This window comes from Rhizobium sp. LC145, assembly GCF_001005825.1.
Classification (GTDB): Bacteria; Pseudomonadota; Alphaproteobacteria; order Rhizobiales; family Rhizobiaceae; genus Neorhizobium.
In genome coordinates, this window is sequence record NZ_LBHV01000001.1 from 746,685 (window position 1) to 768,752 (window position 22,068).

General features: G+C 61.3%; 20 protein-coding genes. 11 read left to right on the forward strand and 9 right to left on the reverse strand.

Annotated features, from left to right (window positions below; genetic code table 11):
- Positions 1-116 precede the first annotated feature (116 nt).
- Positions 117-566: a cupin domain-containing protein gene (locus tag YH62_RS03820; protein ID WP_197082515.1), complete on the forward strand. Its 450-nt coding sequence runs from the start codon at positions 117-119 to the stop codon at positions 564-566.
- Positions 567-635: 69 nt separating this feature from the next.
- Here the strand turns inward: YH62_RS03820 and YH62_RS03825 are convergent, their stop codons facing one another.
- From YH62_RS03825 to clpP, 5 genes are all read right to left on the reverse strand, one after another.
- The gene (locus YH62_RS03825) at positions 636-2,834 is read right to left on the reverse strand and encodes an esterase-like activity of phytase family protein (RefSeq protein WP_046792783.1); all 2,199 of its coding nucleotides are present in this window, start codon (positions 2,832-2,834) and stop codon (positions 636-638) included.
- Between the two features lie 198 nt (positions 2,835-3,032).
- Positions 3,033-3,308, reverse strand: a complete 276-nt coding sequence (hupB, locus tag YH62_RS03830; RefSeq protein WP_046792784.1) for a DNA-binding protein HupB — start codon at positions 3,306-3,308, stop codon at positions 3,033-3,035.
- 199 nt (positions 3,309-3,507) lie between these two features.
- Positions 3,508-5,928 (reverse strand): endopeptidase La, encoded by a 2,421-nt coding sequence (gene lon / locus YH62_RS03835; RefSeq protein ID WP_046793030.1) that lies wholly within the window; start codon positions 5,926-5,928, stop codon positions 3,508-3,510.
- Between the two features lie 414 nt (positions 5,929-6,342).
- Complete coding sequence (gene clpX, locus YH62_RS03840; protein WP_046792785.1) at positions 6,343-7,620, reverse strand: ATP-dependent Clp protease ATP-binding subunit ClpX; 1,278 nt, start codon at positions 7,618-7,620, stop codon at positions 6,343-6,345.
- 275 nt (positions 7,621-7,895) lie between these two features.
- Positions 7,896-8,528 carry an ATP-dependent Clp endopeptidase proteolytic subunit ClpP gene (clpP, locus tag YH62_RS03845; RefSeq protein ID WP_046792786.1) on the reverse strand — a complete coding sequence of 211 codons (633 nt, stop codon included), beginning with the start codon at positions 8,526-8,528 and terminating at the stop codon, positions 7,896-7,898.
- Positions 8,529-8,884: 356 nt separating this feature from the next.
- Here clpP and YH62_RS03855 point away from each other — a divergent pair, with 356 nt between their 5' ends.
- The 3 genes from YH62_RS03855 (at position 8,885) to YH62_RS03865 (ending at position 13,305) form a co-directional block, all read left to right on the forward strand.
- Positions 8,885-10,135 carry a GGDEF domain-containing protein gene (locus YH62_RS03855; protein ID WP_052760336.1) on the forward strand — a complete coding sequence of 417 codons (1,251 nt, stop codon included), beginning with the start codon at positions 8,885-8,887 and terminating at the stop codon, positions 10,133-10,135.
- 112 nt (positions 10,136-10,247) lie between these two features.
- Positions 10,248-12,005, forward strand: coding sequence for a gamma-glutamyltransferase (gene ggt / locus YH62_RS03860; RefSeq protein ID WP_046793031.1), 1,758 nt, complete (start codon positions 10,248-10,250; stop codon positions 12,003-12,005).
- A gap of 40 nt (positions 12,006-12,045) precedes the next feature.
- Positions 12,046-13,305 (forward strand): cytochrome P450, encoded by a 1,260-nt coding sequence (locus tag YH62_RS03865; protein WP_046792789.1) that lies wholly within the window; start codon positions 12,046-12,048, stop codon positions 13,303-13,305.
- Here YH62_RS03865 and YH62_RS03870 read toward each other — a convergent pair whose 3' ends face one another.
- The 3 genes from YH62_RS03870 to YH62_RS03880 all read right to left on the reverse strand — a co-directional run bounded on the left by YH62_RS03870 (position 13,306) and on the right by YH62_RS03880 (position 15,504).
- Positions 13,306-13,650, reverse strand: coding sequence for a cupin domain-containing protein (locus YH62_RS03870; RefSeq protein ID WP_046792790.1), 345 nt, complete (start codon positions 13,648-13,650; stop codon positions 13,306-13,308). It abuts the gene before it with no gap.
- Between the two features lie 8 nt (positions 13,651-13,658).
- On the reverse strand, positions 13,659-14,942 hold the full coding sequence (locus YH62_RS03875) for an O-acetylhomoserine aminocarboxypropyltransferase (protein ID WP_046792791.1): 1,284 nt from the start codon (positions 14,940-14,942) through the stop codon (positions 13,659-13,661).
- A 133-nt stretch (positions 14,943-15,075) separates the two neighbouring features.
- Positions 15,076-15,504 (reverse strand): CoA-binding protein, encoded by a 429-nt coding sequence (locus YH62_RS03880; RefSeq protein WP_046792792.1) that lies wholly within the window; start codon positions 15,502-15,504, stop codon positions 15,076-15,078.
- Between the two features lie 573 nt (positions 15,505-16,077).
- On the opposite strand from YH62_RS03880, the gene YH62_RS03885 reads away from it, so the two are divergent.
- The 6 genes from YH62_RS03885 (at position 16,078) to YH62_RS03910 (ending at position 20,582) form a co-directional block, all read left to right on the forward strand.
- The gene (locus YH62_RS03885) at positions 16,078-16,503 is read left to right on the forward strand and encodes a PaaI family thioesterase (protein WP_046793032.1); all 426 of its coding nucleotides are present in this window, start codon (positions 16,078-16,080) and stop codon (positions 16,501-16,503) included.
- 229 nt (positions 16,504-16,732) lie between these two features.
- Positions 16,733-17,197 carry a 50S ribosomal protein L13 gene (gene rplM / locus YH62_RS03890; RefSeq protein ID WP_046792793.1) on the forward strand — a complete coding sequence of 155 codons (465 nt, stop codon included), beginning with the start codon at positions 16,733-16,735 and terminating at the stop codon, positions 17,195-17,197.
- Positions 17,198-17,199: 2 nt separating this feature from the next.
- Positions 17,200-17,667 (forward strand): 30S ribosomal protein S9, encoded by a 468-nt coding sequence (gene rpsI, locus YH62_RS03895; protein ID WP_046792794.1) that lies wholly within the window; start codon positions 17,200-17,202, stop codon positions 17,665-17,667.
- 116 nt (positions 17,668-17,783) lie between these two features.
- Positions 17,784-18,734, forward strand: a complete 951-nt coding sequence (speB, locus tag YH62_RS03900) for an agmatinase (RefSeq protein ID WP_046792795.1) — start codon at positions 17,784-17,786, stop codon at positions 18,732-18,734.
- A 73-nt stretch (positions 18,735-18,807) separates the two neighbouring features.
- Positions 18,808-19,740 carry an N-acetyl-gamma-glutamyl-phosphate reductase gene (gene argC, locus YH62_RS03905; RefSeq protein WP_046792796.1) on the forward strand — a complete coding sequence of 311 codons (933 nt, stop codon included), beginning with the start codon at positions 18,808-18,810 and terminating at the stop codon, positions 19,738-19,740.
- Positions 19,737-20,582, forward strand: a complete 846-nt coding sequence (locus YH62_RS03910) for an aminoglycoside phosphotransferase family protein (protein WP_046792797.1) — start codon at positions 19,737-19,739, stop codon at positions 20,580-20,582. The genes argC and YH62_RS03910 overlap by 4 nt, the downstream gene beginning before the upstream one ends.
- Here YH62_RS03910 and YH62_RS03915 read toward each other — a convergent pair.
- On the reverse strand, positions 20,579-21,676 hold the full coding sequence (locus YH62_RS03915) for a COX15/CtaA family protein (protein WP_046792798.1): 1,098 nt from the start codon (positions 21,674-21,676) through the stop codon (positions 20,579-20,581). The genes YH62_RS03910 and YH62_RS03915 overlap by 4 nt on opposite strands.
- Before the next feature lie 158 nt (positions 21,677-21,834).
- Here YH62_RS03915 and YH62_RS03920 point away from each other — a divergent pair, with 158 nt between their 5' ends.
- Positions 21,835-22,044 carry a DUF2842 domain-containing protein gene (locus tag YH62_RS03920; RefSeq protein WP_046793033.1) on the forward strand — a complete coding sequence of 70 codons (210 nt, stop codon included), beginning with the start codon at positions 21,835-21,837 and terminating at the stop codon, positions 22,042-22,044.
- Positions 22,045-22,068 lie beyond the last annotated feature (24 nt).

The window sequence follows — 22,068 nt, forward strand, 5'->3', positions numbered from 1 at the left end:
CGCGCCCGGTTTCCGCCGGGGATGCGAACAGGAAGCTTTTACCCGCAAGGCCCGGTCCACGAGCGCGAAGCCGGCGGGCCCGAGGGAATACTGTTGACCCGACAAACGGAGGCCTGATGATGGTCACGAGTATGCAGATCACGCATTCCAGACCGATACAATTCTCGCCATATATGCTCGATGCCGACAGACCGACCTCTCTGCGATCGGAAACTCTGCTCCAGAGCGGCACGTCGTGGGACGGAACAGTCTGCAAGTCCTATCCTGACGGCATGCCGGAAATGTCCCTCCTGAAAATCACGGTTCCGGCCAACACCGAACTCCCCTGGCACGATCATCAGATGCCCTGCGCCGCCTATGTGCTGGAAGGTGAAATCACGATCGAGAAGCAAACCGGCGAAAAGAAGATGTTCGGCAAAGGCCAGGGATTTCTCGAGGTCGTGGAAACGGTGCATCGGGGCGTCACCGGAGCAATGCCGGTCGAGCTCATCGTGTTCTATGCGGGCGTAAAGGATATGTCTTTGTTGCGAGCGCGCACCATCGAGGCAGAAGCCGGCTTGCGGTGAAACCGCAGGATCGCCAAATGCAAAAAGGCCGAGCAATGCCCGGCCTTTCCGTTTTCAGCGTTGCAAGCCTCAGTTCGTCGCCAGGTTGACCTGGAAGAACAGCGTCTCGCCGGAGGAGTCGTCCACTCCGTCATTGTCCGTCACGGCATAGGCCTTGCCGGACTTGTCGAAGGTGAAGCCCTCCAGCTTGTCGACCACGTAACCGTTCGAGGCAGCCTTGAGGTCCGGAATGAAGTCGTGGACTTCTTCCTTGGTGACGAGCGGCAGTTCGCCACCCAGCTTGCCCGGCTTCAGGTCGGCGATCGCGACGCGGTAAAGCTTCTTGAGCTTCGCTGCATCGCCAAGTTGGTTGTCCCGCTCGACGATATAGACCTGGTCGCCATGAGCGGTGATTTCCGACAGGCCGACCCAGCCCTCTTCCGTCTTCTCGATCGGATAACGAACGGCGCCCCATTCCTTGGACTTCGGCTTGTAGGAGACGAGCTTGACGGTGCCCTTCGGGTCGTCCTTCCACTCGCGCTGGACAGCCATCCAGAGCGTCAGGTCGTCGCCAGAACCGATAGTCGTCACGCCTTCGAAACCGAAGCGGGTCTCCCCGGCGAGCAGGTCGGCCGGCAGGCCGATTTCGGCCTTGATCTCGCCCTTGGCGTTGACGTTGTAGAGGCCGTGGCCGACGAGCTTGGAAGAATCTCCTTCCGAGGCGAGCCAGAAGCCGCCCTTGCCGTCGAGCGCAATGCCTTCGATGTCCAGCTTCTGGGCCGGCTGGCCGTTGCGGGTCACACGCAGCACATTGGTGATCTCGGCCGGCTTCTTCGTCGCGTCGATGGTGAAGATCGACGGCTGCATGCCGTAGACCGAATCGCTCACCGCATAGAGGATGCCTTCCTTCTCCGCATCGCCGACCAGACCGGAAAGAGCGCCCCAGCCGACAACGTTGCCGTCGATATCCTTGGAAACGAGCTGCGGATAGTTCGGCTCACCTTCGCCAAGCTCGTAGAGCATGACATGCGAACGGGCGCCGCCATCCTCGCTGAGATCGGCCTCGTTGGCGGTTGCCAGCAGGTTGCGGCCGGGGATTGCGACCGCACCTTCCGGCGAAATACCGGAGGGCAGAAGCTGGACGAGTTCCGGCTCCGCTCCGGTATCCTTGTAGACGCCGACGATCGAGGCGCGCTCGGACAGGATGAAGATATATTTCTGACCGTTGAAGCTCGCGATTTCCATGCCTTCAGGCTCGACACCCTTGGACTTGGCGCGATTCTCCGGGAAGTGGCCGATGCGGGCGATCTCCCGCTCCAGCGAGGCGCCCGCTTCATAAAGGACCTTGCCGCTGCGGTCGAAGATGGTGAAGCTGCGCGAACCGCCCTTCCAGTCACCTTCATTGGCGACAACGAGGCGGTTGTTGTCCAGCCACTTGATGGAGTCAGGTTCGCGAAGCACGCCTTCGGCCTTGCCGGTGAAGGAAAGCTGGCCGTCGGTCTTCTTGTCGATGCCTTCAAGATCGGTCGCACCGGCGGAGAAATGCCCGGTCACCGTGCCGGACTTGCCGTCGATGATGACGATATGGTTGTTCTCCTGCAGGGTGACCGCGATTTCACCGGCATCGTTGATGGAGACGAATTCCGGCTCCGGATCTTCCGGGGCGACCTCGGCAAGACCGGTCAGCGAAACGCGCTTGATCGAGGCGCAGTCGGCCAAGCCATCCTTCAGGGAAACGATCACGAGATCGCCGGCCGGCATCTGCGGCAGGGCGCCGTCGTTCACGTCCTCGTCGCGCTCGTTTTCGATGGCGATCGCGGCAAAGCTCTTGTCGGCGGAAATCGCGATCGAATCCGGCTGGCCGCCGAGATCGCAGGTCGCATCCACCTTCTTCGTCGCAAGATCGACGACCGCGAGCTGGCCGGAAGGATTGGCTCTGCTTTCGGAAGTGTTGATGGCCGCGAGAACCTTGTTGCCGGCCACCGCGACGGATGTGGGCTCACCTTCGAAGACCAGCGCGCCGCCAGCCTTCGGAGCCTTGGGATCGGTGATGTCGATGAAGCCTATCGCGCCGAGCGGACTGTCGGAATAGACGAGCGTGTTGCCGTCCTCGCTGGCGGTGATGATCTCGGCCGAGGTCGTGGACGTCTTGTCCTTGTCGGCTGGCAGATTGGTCGCGACCGGAAAGGACGCGATGCGATTGAATACCTGTTCTGCGCCTGCCGGCACGGCAGCCGAGGCAAGCAGGGCCGCAGTCAGTGCGGCACCGGCAGTAATACGGATTGTCATGGAAAGCCCTCCTGTCCATGGAACGAACAGGTGGCTTGTGAGCCAGCCGCGTGACAGGTGCATGACAATAGGATGACGCCCGCATGACACTCCGCAAGCTTCATCGCTGCTGCACGGTGGCGGTCACGAAAAAGGCCCAGCTTCACGCCGGGCCTTCTGTTCTCGAAAGATATCCGCGTGCCCTCAACGGGCGACGCATCAGCTGTTGACGGCGTCCTTCAGACCCTTGCCAGCCGAGAACTTCGGCACGTTGCGGGCCGGGATGTCGACTTCGGCACCGGTCGAGGGATTGCGGCCCTTCGATGCTTCGCGACGGGAAACGGAGAAGCTGCCGAAACCGGCAAGGCGAATATCGCCGCCCTTCTTCAGCTCAGCCTGGACGGCATCGAATACGGCGTCGACAGCGGATGCGGCATCGGCCTTGGAGAGGCCAGCCTTTTCGGCAACTGCGGATACCAACTCGGTCTTGTTCATGTTTCCACCCCTTTCAATCGGTATTGGAACGACTCGTTTAATCGGGGCAGACAATAGTTCCGTGGCTGCCCATGGCAACTGAAAAGCTCCGCAATCGCCTGAAAAACAAGGGGGAAGACGTGAGTTTTCACAAAAAAAGCCGGCTTGAAGCCGGCTTTTTCGATGACTAGTGCCGATTTGACATAGGCAAGGCTCGAAATCAGTGGGCGACAGCCGCTCCGGCGTCGTCGACGCCTTCCACGGTTGCGATCACCGGAGTCTCGATGCTCCCGTCCCATTCGATCGGCTCGGGCAGCCGAACCAGCGCATGCCGGATGACTTCACCCATGCGGGAGACCGGAATGATCTCCATGTTGTTCTTCACGTTATCCGGAATCTCCGCCAGATCCTTGGCGTTCTCTTCCGGGATCAGAACCTTCTTGATGCCGCCGCGGAGCGCTGCAAGCAGCTTTTCCTTGAGGCCGCCGATCGGCAGCACACGGCCGCGAAGGGTGATTTCGCCGGTCATGGCGACATCCTTCGAAACCGGGATGCCGGTCATGATCGAGACGATCGCGGTTGCCATGGCGACACCGGCCGACGGACCATCCTTCGGCGTCGCCCCTTCCGGAACGTGCACGTGGATGTCGCTCTTGTCGAAGCGCGGCGGCTCGATGCCGAAATCGACCGCGCGGGAGCGGACATAGGATGCCGCCGCCGAGATCGATTCCTTCATGACCTCCTTGAGGTTGCCGGTCACCGTCATACGGCCCTTGCCCGGCATCATCACGCCTTCGATGGTCAGCAGCTCGCCGCCGACTTCCGTCCAGGCAAGCCCCGTCACCACGCCGACCTGGTCATCGCGTTCGGCTTCGCCGTGACGGAAGCGAGGAACGCCCAGATAGTCATGAATGTTCGCAGCCGTCACATCGACCGACTTCGTCTTGCCCTTGATGATCTCGGTCACCGCCTTGCGGGCGAGCTTCATCAGTTCGCGTTCGAAGTTACGCACGCCCGCCTCGCGGGTGTACTGCTGGATGATCGCCATCAGGGCATCGTCGCTCACCGAGAACTCGTTCGGCTGCAACGCATGTTCCTTGATCGCCTTCGGCAGAAGGTGACGCTTGGCGATCTCGCGCTTTTCGTCTTCCGTGTAGCCCGCAATTCGGATGATCTCCATGCGGTCCATCAGCGGAGCCGGAATGTTCAGCGTGTTCGCCGTGGTGATGAACATCACGTCCGAAAGGTCGTATTCGACCTCAAGGTAGTGGTCCATGAACGTCGAGTTCTGCGCCGGGTCCAGCACTTCGAGCAGGGCCGAGGACGGATCACCGCGGAAATCCATGCCCATCTTGTCGATTTCGTCGAGCAGGAAGAGCGGGTTGGACTTCTTCGCCTTCTTCATCGACTGGATGACCTTGCCGGGCATCGAGCCGATATAGGTGCGGCGGTGACCGCGGATCTCGGCCTCGTCCCGAACGCCGCCGAGCGCCATGCGCACATATTCGCGGCCGGTGGCCTTGGCGATCGACTGGGCGAGCGAGGTCTTGCCGACACCCGGAGGGCCGACGAGGCAAAGGATCGGACCCTTGATCTTCGTCGCGCGCGCCTGGACGGCCAGGTACTCGACGATGCGTTCCTTGACCTTGTCCAGGCCGAAGTGATCCTGCTCGAGAATCTTCTCGGCATTGTTGAGGTCGGCCTTGATCTTGGAGCGCTTGGCCCACGGAATGCCGAGCAGCCAGTCGAGATAGTTGCGCACGACGGTGGCTTCCGCCGACATCGGGCTCATCTGGCGCAGCTTTTTCAGTTCCGCGTCAGCCTTCTCGCGCGCTTCCTTCGAAAGCTTGGTCTTGGAGATGCGCTCTTCCAGTTCGGCCATCTCGTCGCGGCCTTCCTCGCCGTCGCCAAGCTCCTTCTGAATCGCCTTCATCTGCTCGTTGAGATAGTATTCGCGCTGGGTCTTCTCCATCTGGCGCTTGACGCGCGAGCGGATGCGCTTTTCCACCTGCAGCACGGAAATCTCGCCTTCCATGAAGCCGAGCGCCTTCTCGAGCCGGAGCTTGATGCTGACCGTCTCCAGCATTTCCTGCTTTTCGGTGATCTTGATCGAGAGGTGCGAGGCCACCGTATCGGCCAGCTTCGAATAGTCCTCGATCTGGCTCGCGGCGCCCACGACCTCGGGCGAAATCTTCTTGTTCAGCTTCACGTAGTTTTCGAACTCGGAAACCACGGAGCGCGACAGTGCCTCGATCTCGACCGGATCATCCTCCGGCTCGACGAGAATGTTGGCCTGAGCCTCGTAGAACTCCTCGCGGTTGGTGTAGCTGTCGATCTCGGCACGCGCGCGGCCTTCCACGAGCACCTTCACGGTGCCGTCGGGGAGCTTCAGGAGCTGCAGCACGTTCGCCACCGTGCCGACCTTGTAGATCGCGGAAGGCTCAGGATCGTCATCGCCGGCATTGATCTGGGTGACGAGCATGATCTGCTTGTCGGAGCCCATCACTTCCTCGAGCGCGCGAATGGATTTTTCCCGTCCGACGAACAGAGGCACGATCATATGCGGGAAGACCACAATGTCGCGCAGGGGCAGCACCGGATAGGTATCGCCGCCGGGTGCCGCAGACGTTGAATTCGTCATGTCATTTCCTTTCATCCCGTTTCCGGGAAACGTTCCGGACAAGTCATCCGGGCACTTCACTCCAACCGAAAGTGGAGTTTCCGAAAATTGATTTCAAGCCTTGCAGATTCGCCTTTGGGAGTATCGGGCAGCGATCTACAAGTGGAACACGAACACTTTCTACGCTGAACAGCGGAATACCGTCTCGGTAGTCCTTCATCCGGTTTCGGCATCTTGCTCTAGAACGATGCCCGGCCGGAAATACGATCCTCATCTATTTTCTAATGCAAACCGGGCGTCTCGCCAAACCCATGCCGAAGCAAAACGGTGGATGGAGCGGAAAAAAGCGAACGCGGCGCCCGCTTTCGTCGCCCATTTGCGAAAAGAGGCCCCGCAGGGCCTCTCAAGCTCGATAGGTCTGCTTTACGCAGGAGATCAGGCCGAGGCGTTGGCCTTTTCCTCCTGGCGATCGGCATAGATGTAGAGCGGACGCGCCGTTCCCTTGACGACCTCCTCGGAGATGACGACCTCGCGAACGCCTTCCAGCGCCGGCAGTTCGAACATCGTGTCGAGCAGGATCTTTTCCATGATCGAGCGCAGGCCGCGGGCGCCGGTCTTGCGGACGATCGCCCTCTTGGCGATCTCGCGCAGCGCGTCCTCGTGGAAGGTCAGATCCACGTCCTCCATCTCGAAGAGGCGCTGATACTGCTTGACCAGCGCGTTCTTCGGCTCGGAAAGGATCTGGATCAGCGCATCCTCGTCCAGGTCCTCAAGCGTCGCCAGAACCGGCAGACGGCCGATGAACTCGGGAATGAGGCCGAACTTCACGAGGTCTTCCGGCTCCAGTTCCCGCAGCACTTCGCCGACCCGACGCTCGTCCTGAGCGCGAACCGTCGCGCCGAAGCCGATCGAGGTCTTCTCGCCGCGGGCGGAGATGATCTTGTCGAGGCCCGCGAAGGCGCCGCCGCAGATGAACAGGATGTTCGTCGTGTCGACCTGCAGGAATTCCTGCTGCGGATGCTTGCGGCCGCCCTGCGGCGGGACGGAAGCAACCGTGCCTTCCATGATCTTCAGAAGCGCCTGCTGCACGCCCTCGCCCGAAACGTCGCGGGTGATCGACGGATTGTCGGACTTGCGGGAGATCTTGTCGACCTCGTCGATGTAGACAATGCCGCGCTGGGCTCGCTCGACATTGTAGTCGGCAGCCTGCAGGAGCTTCAGGATGATGTTCTCGACGTCCTCGCCGACATAGCCGGCTTCGGTGAGCGTCGTGGCGTCGGCCATGGTGAAGGGAACGTCGATGATGCGGGCGAGCGTCTGGGCGAGATAGGTCTTGCCGCAGCCGGTCGGACCGACCAGCATGATGTTCGACTTCGCCAGTTCCACCTCGCCTCCCTTGGAGGCGTGCGCGAGACGCTTGTAATGGTTGTGCACCGCGACCGAGAGGATACGCTTCGCCTGCTTCTGGCCGATGACGTATTCGTCGAGAACCTTGATGATGTCCTGCGGCGTCGGAACGCCATCGCGGGATTTCACCATGGAGGTCTTGTTCTCTTCGCGGATGATGTCCATGCAGAGTTCGACGCATTCATCGCAGATGAATACGGTCGGCCCGGCGATCAGTTTCCGGACTTCGTGCTGGCTCTTGCCGCAGAACGAACAATAGAGAGTATTCTTGGAGTCGCCGCCGTTGCTGCCGCTGACTTTGCTCATATCACTTTCCTTCCAGCACTCCGCTCTCCGCCTGGGCAGAGGCGGTCCACTCTTTGCCTGCCGGCCGGCGCCCACCGGGGCGACCAGGCCCGCCTTGCTCGGGGCACTCTACCGATCCGCATTTTGCGGACCGGCGGCAACGAAACCCCTAAAGAAACGATGCCGTGTCATAAAAACTCTACACAGCATTAATAAGCACTAATACCGCTTTCCGCGAGACTTGAAACCCTCATTTTTTCGTCACAACGGGGTGAAGTCCGCGGTCTGGTGACGGTTTAATCCGCAGTGTTGCCTTCGAGTTCCTGCCGCGAAGTCAGAATTTTGTCGACGACGCCCCATTCCTGAGCCTCGTCCGCAGCCATGAAATGGTCGCGATCGAGTGTCTTCTCGACTTCCTCGTAGGTGCGGCCGGTATGCTTCACGTAGATTTCGTTCAGCCGCCTTTTCATCTTCAATATGTCACGAGCATGGCGTTCGATGTCGCTTGCCTGCCCCTGGAAGCCGCCGGAGGGCTGATGCACCATGATGCGCGCATTCGGAGTTGCGAAGCGCATGCCCTTCTCGCCGGCGGCCAGAAGCAGCGATCCCATGGACGCGGCCTGACCGACGCAGAGCGTCGAAACGGCGGGGCGCACGAACTGCATCGTGTCGTAGATGGCCATGCCGGCGGTGACGATGCCGCCCGGGGAATTGATGTAGAGCGCGATTTCCTTCTTCGGGTTTTCGGCCTCGAGGAAGAGAAGCTGGGCGCAGACCAGCGAAGCCATATGATCTTCCACCGGGCCGGTCAGGAAGATGATCCGTTCCTTCAACAGGCGCGAATAGATGTCGTAGGAGCGTTCGCCGCGATTGGTCTGTTCCACGACCATCGGCACCAGGGCCATGGCGGTATCAACTGGATTTTTCATGTCCGTCCTTTGTCAAACGCGTGCCGGAATGCCGTCAGCTCCCCGGAATCAGATAAAATTGGTCATCCCCTACATAGAGTGTCAGCGCCCGGTACTTCAAGACGGAGCGACCGATATCATTAATCGCCGGAAGGAAGGCAAGGCAGGCCTCCCGTTCGCCGAGCGGGCCTTCCTCCCTTGCCGAAGCGATAGCGCGCCCACAGGTTTCGTCGCTCACGGTAAAGCGAAAATGAACGCCCCTCATCCAACAGTCTCCGACTGAGCTCCGCATCGGGCCCTGTTCCGGCCCGGCAACCGCTTTTAAAGATTCCCCGGTGTATTCTGCGGGGGACCGACTTCGACGGGGGAAACGTGTTTTGGACATCGTCACTGGTTTCTTGATCTGGACGGCGGAGGCTTTGACGCTCAGCCTCGTCCTGTTGTCCAGATGGCAGTATCAGCGCGATCCCTTCTATCTCAGCTGGAGCATCGGCTTTGCCCTGCACGGGATAGGCGTGGCACTGGTCGCGCTGCGCGGAGACATACCCGATTTCGTTTCGATCCAGGTCGCCAATACCATGGCGCTCGCAGGCGTCGGCATGTGGATCGCCGGGCTGCTGCAGTTCGACGGCAAGCCGGTCGAGCCCTTCGTCGCTATCCCCGCCCTGATCTGGATCGCCGGCATGTTCCTGATCCCGGTCAGGGACAACTTCGCCTACCGCGTCGCGCTCTACAACGTCGCGGTCATGGTGGGTTACTCCATCATGATCGGCATCCTGTTGAAGAAGCAGGATGCTTCCCGTTCGACGCGACGCTTGCTCGTCTTCTTTATCGGCGTCCAATTCATCTGCAGCGGCCTGACCGGCGTGCTGGCCGTCGTCAACCAGGTAACGTCGTTTGCCGGAGGCACGAGCGCCACCCTCCTCTTCTTCCCCGCCGCTTTCTGCTTCGTGGCCGGCATCATGACCTGCGGGAAACTCCTGGCCGAACGGTCCGAGCGACAGCTCAAGGCGCTGGCGGCCACTGATCCGCTCACCGGCGCTCTCAACCGGCGCGGCCTGATCGACGAACTCGAAAATCTCCGCGCGTCAGAAAATCCGCAGAAACCGCTCGTCGCGCTCCTGCATTTCGATCTCGACAACTTCAAACGGATCAACGACACCTGCGGGCATCAGGCAGGCGACACCGTGCTCGTCGCATTCTCGCGGATCGCCGCCACGTCGCTTAACGGACGCGGCTTCTTCGGCCGCATGGGCGGCGAGGAATTCGCAAGCATCCTGCGTGTCGCCGACATGGTCGAGGCGGCGAGTATCGCGGAAGGCATCCGCATGACGCTCACGCTCCAACCCATCGTCGCGGGACCTCACCGGATCGATGTCACGGCCAGCGCCGGCATCGCGCTCCTGCCGGCAGAAACAGCGGACCTGGACAAGCTGCTGAGCTCAGCCGACCGCGCCCTTTATGCAGCCAAGGAAGCCGGGCGCGACCGGACCGCCGTCGAAAGCAATGGAACGCTCCTGATCGTTCCTTCGGTCCACCGGCTCTCCGAAGAGACGATGGAGGCGGAAATCAGCGCCAGCCGGCAGGTCACCGCACTGAGGCGGATCACGGCAATCGCCCAGCGCTGATCGCCAGCCTCTTCGAAATTGATCTTGCCTGCAGCCCGCGCAAGCCCACATTCTCTCGATGGTCAAACAATGGAGCCCGATCGGCAGTGATCGGGAATGGCGGGAGCAGGCCGTGCGGAAAATTCTTCTCAGCAGCATCTTCGTTTTGCTTCTCATCTTGCCCGGCCAAGGGCTTGCGCAACAGGCATCAGATACCGTGGCGCCCGAGCGCGCGACCGGCTTCACGTCCGCCAAACGAACCGAGACGAAGCGCTCCATGGTGGCGGCAGCCAATCCGCTGGCGGCGGAAGCGGGCCGAGAAATTCTCGCCAGGGGCGGCAACGCCATAGACGCCATGGTGGCGGTCCAGACGGTGCTCGGCCTCGTGGAGCCGCAGAGCTCCGGCCTTGGCGGCGGCGCCTTCCTCGTCTATTACGATGCCGCCACGCAGAAGCTCACCACCTTCGACGGACGCGAAACCGCTCCGATGGAGGCAACGCCGAAGCTCTTCCTCGACGATCAGGGCCAACCTCTGAAATTCATGGATGCGGTGGTGGGCGGCCGCTCGGTCGGCACGCCGGGAACGGTGAAGCTGCTGCACGAGGTTCACCAACGTCTTGGAAAGGCCGAGTGGGCGAGCCTGTTCGGACCGGCGGAAAAGCTCGCGACGGAGGGCTTTGCCGTCTCTCCTCGCCTGGCGGGCCTGATCGCTTCCGAAGGAGACCGGCTCAAGAAATACGAAGGGCCGCGCGGCTATTTTTACGACGAAAGCGGCGCGCCGCTGAAGGCGGGGGCCATCCTCAAGAACCCGGCCTATGCGGAAACCCTGAAGACGATCGCGAGCGGCGGCGCCGATGCCTTCTACTCCGGCCCGATTGCCGAGGCGATCGTGAAGACCGTGCGGGACGCTGAGGGCAATCCAGGCGTGCTCTCGCTGGCTGACTTCACCAATTACCGGATCAAGGAGCGCGAACCGGTCTGCGTCACCTATCGCGCACTCGATATCTGCGGCATGGGCCCGCCCTCCTCCGGCGCGGTCGCGGTCGGACAGATCCTCGGCATCGTCGAGAACTTCGACTTGCGGGGGCTCGGCCCGCAGAATCCGGAGAGCTGGCGTCTCATCGGCGATGCGCAGCGGCTCGCCTTCGCCGACCGCGAGCGCTATCTGGCGGACCCGGATTTCGTGCCCGCGCCGATCAAGGGGCTTTTGACGAAAGACTATCTCGGCACCCGCGCCGCCCTGCTCGACGGCGACAAGGCGCTTGCCGCCGATGCGGTGAAAGCGGGCGAACCGGAATGGGATCACGCCCTGCTCTTCGGCCGTGGCGAGGCGCTCGAAATGCCATCCACCAGTCATTTTTCGATCGTGGACAGTGAAGGCAATGTCATCTCGATGACCACGACCATCGAAAGCGGCTTCGGCTCGCGGCTGATGACGAACGGTTTCCTGCTCAACAACGAGCTTACCGATTTCTCCTTCAAGACCCATGACGGCGCCCTGCCGGTGGCCAACCGCGTGGAGCCCGGTAAGCGGCCTCGCTCCTCCATGTCGCCGACCATCGTGATGAAGGACGGCAAGCCGCTGCTCGCGATCGGCTCTCCCGGCGGCAGCCAGATCATCGGCTACGTGGCGCAGGCGCTGATCGCCTATATCGACTGGCAGATGCCGGTAGAGGAGATCGTCGCCCAGCCGCATCTCATCAATCGTTTCGGCACCTATGATATCGAAGCCGGCACGACCGCCGAGGAGTTGGCCGAACCGCTGAAGGCGCTCGGATACGAGGTGAAGGCGGGCGAGATGAATTCCGGCCTGCATGCGATCGAGGTCACGGCGACCGGCCTTGCCGGCAGCGCCGATCCACGCCGCGAGGGTGCGGCGGTCGGCGAGTAGCGGCTTTCGCAGCCAAAGGGATTGAGCTAGCAATGTGGTCATGACCGCAACACCCCTCCCCTTGGCTGATTTCCTGCGCATCGATCCCGAAACCCGCCACGTCTCGCTCGATGGCCGCAACCCGGCCTTCTACGGCGATCCGAACCGGGTCTACGCGGCTCTGCACGAGCATTGTCCGACCTTCTATTGGGAGGAACAGCGGCAATGGTTCTTCACCGGCTATGACCATGTGAACACACTCTTGCGCGACCGGCGTTTCGGCCGGCAGATCCTGCATATCGCCAGCCGCGAGGAACTCGGCCTTCCGGATCCCCTGCCCCATCTCGAAAACTTCGATCTGGCGGAACGCCATTCGCTGCTGGAAATCGAGCCGCCGGAACACACGCGGCTGCGCACGCTGGTCAACCGCGCCTTCGTCTCCCGCCATATCGAACGCCTGCGGCCGGAGATCGCCGAACTGGCGGAAAAACTCATCGACGGGTTCGAGAGGGACGGCGAGACGGAGCTTCTCTCCTCCTTCGCCGATATCATTCCCGTCACCATGATCGCCCGGATGATCGGCATTCCCGACGAAATGGGCCCGCAATTGCTTGCCTGGTCGCATGCCTATGTCGGCATGTACATGTTCAAACGCAGCCTTGAGGATGAATACGCTGCCGACCGGGCGGCAAGGGAGTTCGCGGATTATGTGAAGGGCCTTGTCGCCGAGCGCCGCCGAAGCCCGCGCGAAGACCTGCTGACCCACATGATCCATACCGAGCATAAGGGGCAGTACCTTACAGATGACGAACTGGTCTCGACGACCATCGTGCTCCTCAATGCCGGCCATGAGGCGACCGTGCACCAGATCGGCAATTCGGTTCGCGTGATCCTGGAAAGCGGCCTCGCTCCTGCCGATCTTTTCCAAGACGAGGCAACGACCGAACGCACGGTCGAGGAGACACTGCGCATCTGTGCGCCGGTCCATATCTTCCAGCGCTGGGCGCTCGAGGATGTCGAGGTGGACGGCCTTTCCTTCACGCGCGGCGACAAGGTGAGCCTCATCCTCGCCGCGGCCAATCTCGACCCGAGGAAATTCGCCGAGCCGCTCACCTTCAAGCCGGACCGGCAAGAGGCGCCGAACCTCTCCTTCGGCGCGGGCATACACTTCTGCATCGGCGCGCCGCTCGCACGCCTGGAACTCAATACCGTGCTGCCGATCCTCTTCCGGCGTCTGCCGGGCTTGAGGATCGCGTCACCGCCTAAGGTGAAGGACGTCTATCATTTCCACGGGCTCGAACGGCTGAATTTGAAGTGGTGATCACACCCTGATCACGTAGTCCTTACGAGTCGTTTCAACGACTTCCCAGGTTCCCTTGAAGCCGGGTCTCAGGATCATGCTATCGCCGGGGCGCAGATGCACCGGCTCGCCGCCCTCCTCGGTCACGATCGAATGGCCGGAGAGAATGTGGAAATATTCCCATTCCTCGTAAATGATCCGCCACTTGCCGGGTGTCGCTTCCCATATGCCGGCATAGAGCCCGCCTTCCGCCTCCTCGAAATTCCAGGTTCGGAATTGCGGATCGCCGGAAATCAGCCGGTCGGGTTGAGGCGCGCCAAGCTCGGGCTCGACGGTGGAGGGATCGAAGGTCAACCAGGATGCCATGCCCCACCTCAAACCCTTGCGAGCGACTGTTCGAGATCGGCGATGATATCGGCGGCGTCCTCGATGCCGATCGACAGGCGCACCACGTCCGGACCGGCGCCGGCGGAGACCTGCTGCTCCTCGGTCAACTGCCGGTGCGTGGTGGAGGCCGGATGAATGACAAGCGAACGGGTATCGCCGATATTGGCAAGGTGGGAGAAGAGCTTGAGGCCTTCCACGAAGGCCTTGCCTGCCTCGTATCCACCCTTGATGCCGAAGGTGAAGACGGAACCCGCGCCCTTCGGAGAATATCGCTGTTGCAGCGCGTGGTTGGGATCGTCCTCAAGCCCCGCATAGCGCACCCACGCAATCCTTTCATGCTCCTTCAGCCATTTCGCCACCGCAAGCGCGTTGTCGCTGTGTCTCTGCATCCTGAGCGGCAGCGTCTCGATGCCGGTTAGGATGAGGAAGGCGTTGAAGGGCGAGATCGCCGGCCCGAGGTCGCGCAGGCCGAGCACGCGGGCCGCGATCGCGAAAGCGAAGTTCCCGAAGGTCTGGTGCAGCACCATGCCGGCATATTCCGGGCGTGGTTCGGAAAGCATCGGGTATTTGCCGGATTTCGACCAGTCGAACGTGCCGCCGTCGACGATGATGCCGCCCATGGAATTGCCATGGCCGCCGAGGAATTTCGTCAGCGAATGAATGACGATATCGGCCCCATGCTCGATGGGCCGCAGCAGATAGGGGCTTGCGAGCGTGTTGTCGACGATCAGCGGCAGTCCGTGCCTTCGGGCTACCTCGGCTACGCCCGCTATATCCACGAAAGTGCCACCGGGATTGGCCAGGCTTTCGATGAAGATGGCCTTGGTGCGATCGTCGATCTGGCTCTCGAAGCTTTCGGGATCGGCGCTATCGGCCCAGCGCACCTGCCAGTCGAAATTCCGGAAGGCATGGCCGAACTGGTTGACCGAGCCGCCATAGAGCTGACGCGCGGCGACGAAATTGTCGCCCGCACCCATGATCGTGTGGAAGGCGAGCATCTGCGCCGCGTGGCCGGAGGCGGTCGCCAAAGCGGCCGTGCCGCCCTCGAGCGCGGCGATGCGCTCCTCCAGAACCGCCTGGGTCGGGTTCATGATGCGGGTATAAATATTGCCGAACTGCTGCAGCCCGAAGAGCGCCGCCGCATGATCGGCGTCGTTGAAGACGAAGGATGTCGTCTGATAGATCGGGGTCGCCCGCGCTCCCGTCGTCGGGTCGGGCTGGGCTCCGGCATGAACGGCGAGCGTGGAAAATCCCGGACTGCGTGTCGGCATGGCGCCCTCTCCTCAAACGACAGATATTTGCCTGATCAAGAAACCCGCTGGCTGGCCCGCAATCAAGGAATAAGATTCCAAGCAGCCGGCATCTCGGGCAAGCGGGAATCTCCCTTTGCGGTTGTGAGGCCGATCAGGCGATTAAGCGGGGATATTCGATTGCCGGGCAGCGGTCCATCACCACCGCGATGCCGGCGGCCTCGGCCTTGGCGGCCGCCTTGTCGTCGCGGATATCGAGCTGCCCCCAGACGACCTTCGGTTTCTGCAGCAGGGCCAGCGCTTCGTCCACCACGCCATCCAGATATTGGGCGGCCCGGAAAACATCGATCATGTCGACCGGCTCGGGAATATCGGAAAGATGGGCATAAACCTTTTGCCCGTGGATTTCCTTGCCTGCTTGTCCGGGATTGACCGGGATCACGCGATAGCCTTTCGAAAGCAGGAAGCCCATCACCCGGTTGCTCGGGCGCTCCGGATTGGGAGATGCGCCGAGCAGCGCGATCGTTCGGGTCGTCTTCAGTATCTCGGCAATATAAGCGTCGTCGTAGCGGTCGTGGTTCATGTTTACCTCCTGCGACGGAAACGGCCGTTCACCGCTCCTCATCCCTTATTTAGGTAACATTCCGCCAAATCCGATGGGCCTTCCCATTCTCTTTTCCACAACAGGATTTCCGGCTTGCCTAAGGCGGCTCGTCCGGCGTTTCACCAATGTTCCGGGAACATTCGCGTTCCGTACCCCGGCATATTAGAGCCATCTTATGGTTGAATTAGGGGTTCCTACTGATCGAGCCGCGCGGAACCGCATCAAGCGAAATATCTCGCTTACAGCTCGATCCGGACGGGCGCCGATCGACAATTCACGCTTTGTTTCACGGATTCATCAAATATTGCTTTCAGATCGATTGGATTTCACCAGCCGATGCCGCTTCTCCCGCTCCAGGCAATTCTTGAAATATTTCAATCATAGATTGCATAAGCCGTCTTAATCTTGCCTGGAACCGGCAAGATCAGGAGGGCTGATGTTTCAGCATCTTTGCACATGGACTACGACAATAAATTGACGGCTCCGATCTTGACTGATTTCGACCGGTTCAATTCCCTGCGCCATAGCGGCGAGAGAGCGGAAGGAACCGGGATGCACCCCATCATGACTATCGAGGATGTCCACGCCTTTCTGGAAAGCCATTTTCCGCAGGTGCACGCGGATGGCCGCGTTCTTTCGGTAACCGATATTCGGCCCGGCGGGCTTACCATGCGCTTCGAACCCGGCGAACGGCATCTGCGTCCCGGCGACACGGTTTCCGGCCCTTCCATGGTGATGCTCGCGGATGTCGCAGCCTATGCGGCAATCCTCGCCCATATCGGTCCGGTGGCGCTCGCGGTCACCACCAGCCTCAACATCAATTTCCTGCGCAAGCCGAAGCTCGCGCCGATTTTCTGCGACTGCAAGATATTGAAGCTCGGCAAGCGACTGGCCGTCATCGACGCCATCCTCACGCAGGAGAAAGACGATTCCCCGGTCGCCCAGGCCGTGGCGACCTATTCGATTCCGCCGAAATAATGTGGTACAGTAACACCACATAAATAACCCATTGATTTTGCTTGATCTATTTTTCAACTCGTGAAATTGGCGAGCTTGACCATTTTTTCCGTCGCCGGTATAAGCCGCCACAGTCTGCAGACCTTCCCGGACTGCATTCTCTCTTGCCGCCTACGGCAAGCCAAGCAACAAGAAACGCCCGGCATTCGGAACATCCGGAAGCTCGGGTCCAGATGAAAGAAGCAAGAACATGTCAACCTTCGTTCAGAAGCCCGCCGAGGTGGAGAAGAAGTGGGTGATCATCGATGCCGAAGGGCTCGTCGTCGGTCGCCTCGCCACCATCGTTGCCAACCGTCTCCGCGGCAAGCACAAGGCCACCTACACCCCCCACGTGGATGACGGCGACAACGTGATCGTCATCAATGCGGAAAAGATCGCCCTCACCGGCAAGAAGTATACCGACAAGAAGTATTACTGGCACACCGGTTATCCGGGTGGCATCAAGGAGCGCACTGCGCGCCAGATCATCGAAGGCCGCTTCCCGGAGCGCGTCGTCGAGAAGGCTGTCGAGCGCATGATCCCGCGCGGCCCGCTCGGTCGTCGCCAGATGAAGAACCTGCGCGTCTATGCCGGCCCGAACCATCCCCATGAAGCACAGCAGCCAGTCGCCCTCGACGTGGCCAAGCTGAACAGCAAGAACGTAAGGAGCGCCTGATAATGGCCGATCTCTCCTCTCTGAAGGACCTCGCTCCGGCGGCCGAAAACCAGGCTCCGGTACACGTCCGCAAGGTCGATAACCTCGGCCGTTCGTACGCCACCGGCAAGCGCAAGAACGCGGTCGCCCGCGTTTGGATCAAGGCCGGCTCCGGCAAGATCATTGTCAACGGCAAGGATTTCTCCGCCTATTTCGCCCGTCCGGTCCTGCAGATGATCCTGCAGCAGCCGATCGTCGCAGCGGCCCGCACCGGCCAGTTCGACATCGTCGCGACCGTTGCAGGCGGCGGACTTTCCGGCCAGGCCGGCGCAGTTCGCCACGGCCTCTCCAAGGCCCTCACCTACTTCGAGCCGGGCCTGCGCTCGGTCCTCAAGAAGGGTGGCTTCCTGACCCGCGACAGCCGCGTCGTCGAGCGTAAGAAGTACGGCAAGGCCAAGGCCCGTCGTTCCTTCCAGTTCTCCAAGCGCTAATCGCTTCCGGATTTGGACTTTCGAAAAGGCGGGGCTTCGGCTCCGCCTTTTTTGTTTTCACTCTTGTTTTTCCGTTTTGTCGGAAGCACCTTGCGGCAGCCATCCTGGAGAGGATCATGCCCTCGAAATCCATCGACCATGCCTTCACCGGCAAAAGCCTCACCTCCGCCGCCACGGACCCGACATTCGCGGGCGCGCTTTCTTTCATGCGCCGCCGCTTCACCAAGAACCTAAAGGGCGCCGACGCGGTCGTCTGGGGCATTCCCTTCGATGCGGCGACCTCCAACCGGCCGGGCGCGCGTTTCGGGCCGCAGGCAATACGCAGGGCCTCCGCTATCTTCGATAACGACCCGCAATATCCGTTTCAGCGCGACCTATTCGCCGAAATGGCGGTGATCGATTACGGCGATTGCCTGCTCGACTACGGCGATCATCAGAAGACCCCGGCCACCATCGAGCAGGAGGCGGCAGCGATCCTCGCAAGCGGCGCCTTCCTGCTGACGCTCGGCGGCGATCATTTCATCACCTGGCCGCTCCTCAAGGCGCATGCGGCAAAATACGGCCCGCTCGCGCTGGTGCAGTTCGATGCCCATCAGGATACCTGGTTCGACGACGGCAAGCGCATCGATCACGGTTCCTTCGTGGCGCGCGCCGCGCGTGACGGCCTCATCCATGCCGGCCACTCGATCCAGATCGGCATCCGCACCCATGCGCCCGAGGATTGCGGCATCCGCATTCTCCACGGGCACGAGGTGGAAGACATGACGGCGGCCGAAATCGCCGCGCTGATCCTGGACCATATCGGTGACGTGCCCGCCTATCTCACCTTCGATATCGACTGCCTCGATCCGGCCTTTGCGCCCGGCACCGGCACGCCTGTCGCAGGCGGGCCGAGCAGCGCGAAGATCCTGTCGGTGCTGAGCAAGCTCGGCCCCCTCGATATCCGCGGCGCGGATGTCGTCGAAGTCGCGCCCGCCTATGACCACGCGGATATCACCGCCATTGCCGGGGCGACGGTTGCCATGTATATGCTCGGGCTCCGCGCGGAGAAATTCTCCGCCCGTTAATTTTCTGATTCAACAAACTGGTAGACTGAATCCGGATATCACTCCAAGGCACTGAAACAACAGGATAAAGACAATGACAGCGAAGATCTTCATCGATGGCGAACACGGCACGACGGGGCTGCAGATCCGCACCCGCATGGCCGGCCGTCGCGATGTCGAGCTGCTGTCGATCCCGGAAGCGGAGCGGCGCAACGCCGCGATGCGCGAGGACCTGCTGAATAGTGCGGATATCGCCATCCTTTGCCTGCCGGATGACGCGTCGAAAGAAGCAGTCTCCATGCTTGCCGGCAACAACAAGGTTCGGGTCATCGATACGTCGACCGCATTTCGTGTCGACCCTGCCTGGGCCTACGGTTTCGCCGAGATGGACAAGGCTCAGGCCGACAAGATCAAGTCTGCCCGTCATGTGGCCAATCCGGGCTGCTACCCGACCGGCGCCATCGCACTCATCCGGCCGCTGCGCGTCACCGGAATCCTGCCGGATGGCTATCCGGTGACGGTGAACGCGGTCTCCGGCTATACCGGCGGCGGCAAGCAGATGATCGCGCAGATGGAAGACCGGTCCAGAGAAGACGCAATCAGCGCCAACAATTTCCTGTACGGACTTCCGCTCAAGCACAAGCATGTCCCGGAGATGAAGATTCACGGCCAGCTCGACCGCGCCCCCCTCTTCTCGCCGTCCGTCGGCCGGTTTGCGCAAGGCATGATCGTGCAGGTGCCGCTCTTCCTTGATGACCTCAAGGAAGGAACGACCATCGAGGGCATCCATAAGGCGCTCGCCGAGCATTATGCCGGACAGGATATCGTCACCGTCGTGCCGCTCGAGGAAAGCAAGGCTCTGCCGCGTGTCGATGCCGAGGAACTCGTCAATACCGATGGAATGAAGCTCTTCGTGTTCGGCACGCCAGGCGGCGCCCATGTCAATCTCGTGGCCCTGCTCGACAATCTCGGCAAGGGCGCCTCGGGTGCGGCCGTCCAGAACATGGACCTGATGCTTTCGGCATGAGCGACAAGGGCATCGCAGCCTTTCCGACCGAATGGCGGATCGAAAGCGCGCACCGTATCGCCGATACGGTGGCCGGCACTGTCTATGAGGTGACGCGGGCCGGCGGCGAGATCGATATCGTCAAGGTGCTGAAGAAGAAGGCGCTTGCCGACAATCTTCGCGGCGTCGATTTCCTCGAATGGCGCGACGGGATCGGCGCCATCCGCGTATTGGCGCGTTCGGGCAATGTCATACTCCTCGAACATGCCGGCAAGGAGACGCTCCGCGACCGTCTCGTCTCGCATGGGGACGCGCAAGCGACCGAAATCGCCGCCGAGGTGCTGATGAAATATCATCACCCCTCGGATGTGCCACCTCCGGCAACCCTCCAGCCCCTCCAGCGCTATTTCGAAAGCCTGTTCAAGAAAGCGGAGGCGGACCGCAGCCAAGGGATCGAAAGCCTCTATCTCGAAGGCGCGGCGATGGCCGAAGCGCTGATCGCCAATCAACGTGACGTCAAGCCGCTGCATGGCGACCTGCATCACGAGAATATCATGCTTGGGCCCCGCGGCTGGCTCATTATCGATCCGGTCGGCCTGATCGGCGATGCGGCGCTCGATGTCGCCAACATGTTCTCCAATCCGCTCGACCGCTTCGACCTCACCCGCGACGAGGGGCGCATCGCCTCCATGGCGGAAGTCTTCGCCAAAACGCTTGGGCGCGATGTGCGCACCCTCCTGCGCTACGCCTTTGCCTATGGCTGCCTTTCGGCCGCCTGGCATGAAGAGGACGGTAGCGAGGAAGAGCGCGACAACGAACTCAAGGTCGTCGCCGCAGTCAAGAACGTGCTCGATCAGGCCTAATTCCGGACCTCGACCGCCCTCGCTGCAGGATATTCCCCGACAAAGCCGCGCCAGTGGGCGATCGCGAAGCCGAGCACCACCAGCGCGCCGGCCTGATGCAGAAGCGCGACATGCAGATGTACCTGGGTCAGCAGCGTCGCGATGCCGATCGCTGCCTGGAGACAGATAAGCCCGAAGAGCAGGATGGCGCGACGGGCATGCGTCGTTCCCGGCACTGAGCGCAGCGTCGCCGCCATGTGCCAGAGCGCTACGGCGAAGAGGAGATAGGCGCCCATGCGATGGACGAATTGTACCGTCTTCGGATTTTCGAAGAGGTTGATCCACCAGGGCTGCTGGATGAAGAGGTCGGCCGGAACCAGCGCGCCGTCCATCAGCGGCCAGGTATTGTAGCTGAGGCCGGCATCGAGCCCCGCCACCAGCGCGCCGAGATAGATCTGGAACAGAGAAAGTATCGCCACCAGAACCGCGCCCGTCTTCGCGCCGCCCTTCGCGGCATCGCCGCTATGCGGCGACAATCCGCGCATGATCCAGACGCAGCCGGCAAAGATCAGGCAGGCGATCGTCAGGTGGACCGCCAGCCGGTATTGCGAGACGCTGACGAGCTTGCTGAGACCGGAGGAAACCATCCACCAGCCGATAAAGCCCTGGAAACCGCCGAGCGCCAGCAAGCCAACCAGGGGCCACCGCAACTGCTTTTCGATGCGTCCCGTCAGCCAGAAGAACAGGAGCGGCAGGGCGAAGACGATGCCGATCGCGCGCGCCAGCAGTCGATGCGCCCATTCCCACCAGAAGATCGACTTGAACTCGTCGAGCGTCATGCCGTGGTTGATCTGCTCGTATTGGGGAATGCGTTTGTAGAGCTCGAACTCTTCCTGCCACTCTTCCACGGAGAGCGGCGGAATGGCGCCGTGGATCGGCTTCCATTCGGTAATCGACAGGCCGGAATCGGTCAGCCGCGTCGCGCCGCCGACCAGAACAAGACAGAAGAGCGTGAAGATGACCACGCCAAGCCAGATGCGTACCGCGCGCCGGTCGCGCTCGCGCCGCTTCGTCTCACTCAACATATTTGCTGCCGTCACGTCCGCCGCCGACATGGTCACTCCTGCGGTTCCGGGAAAAGGGGCGGACATCGTCCGTTCCCTCATCTTCGGCGTTGATTTGCCCCATAGACCCATGCAAAACAAGCCCCGATCCTTTGCGGCATGCGGTCGCGGATGCCTAAATGAAGCCCCATGAGGAGATGAAAGACAACATGCCCGCGCGCCTCAGAAGCTTCATCGGCACGATCCTCATCATCTGCCTCGTCATCTTCTACGCGCTGGCGGCCACGACCTTCGCCACCCTTCTGCTCGGCACCTCCCCCTGGTGGGTCCACCTTCTCTATTTCCTCCTGAGCGGACTCATCTGGATACTGCCGGCCATGCTGATCATCAAATGGATGGCCGGCCCGAAGCCGAAGTGACCCGCCGTCCCGTCACCTCGCATT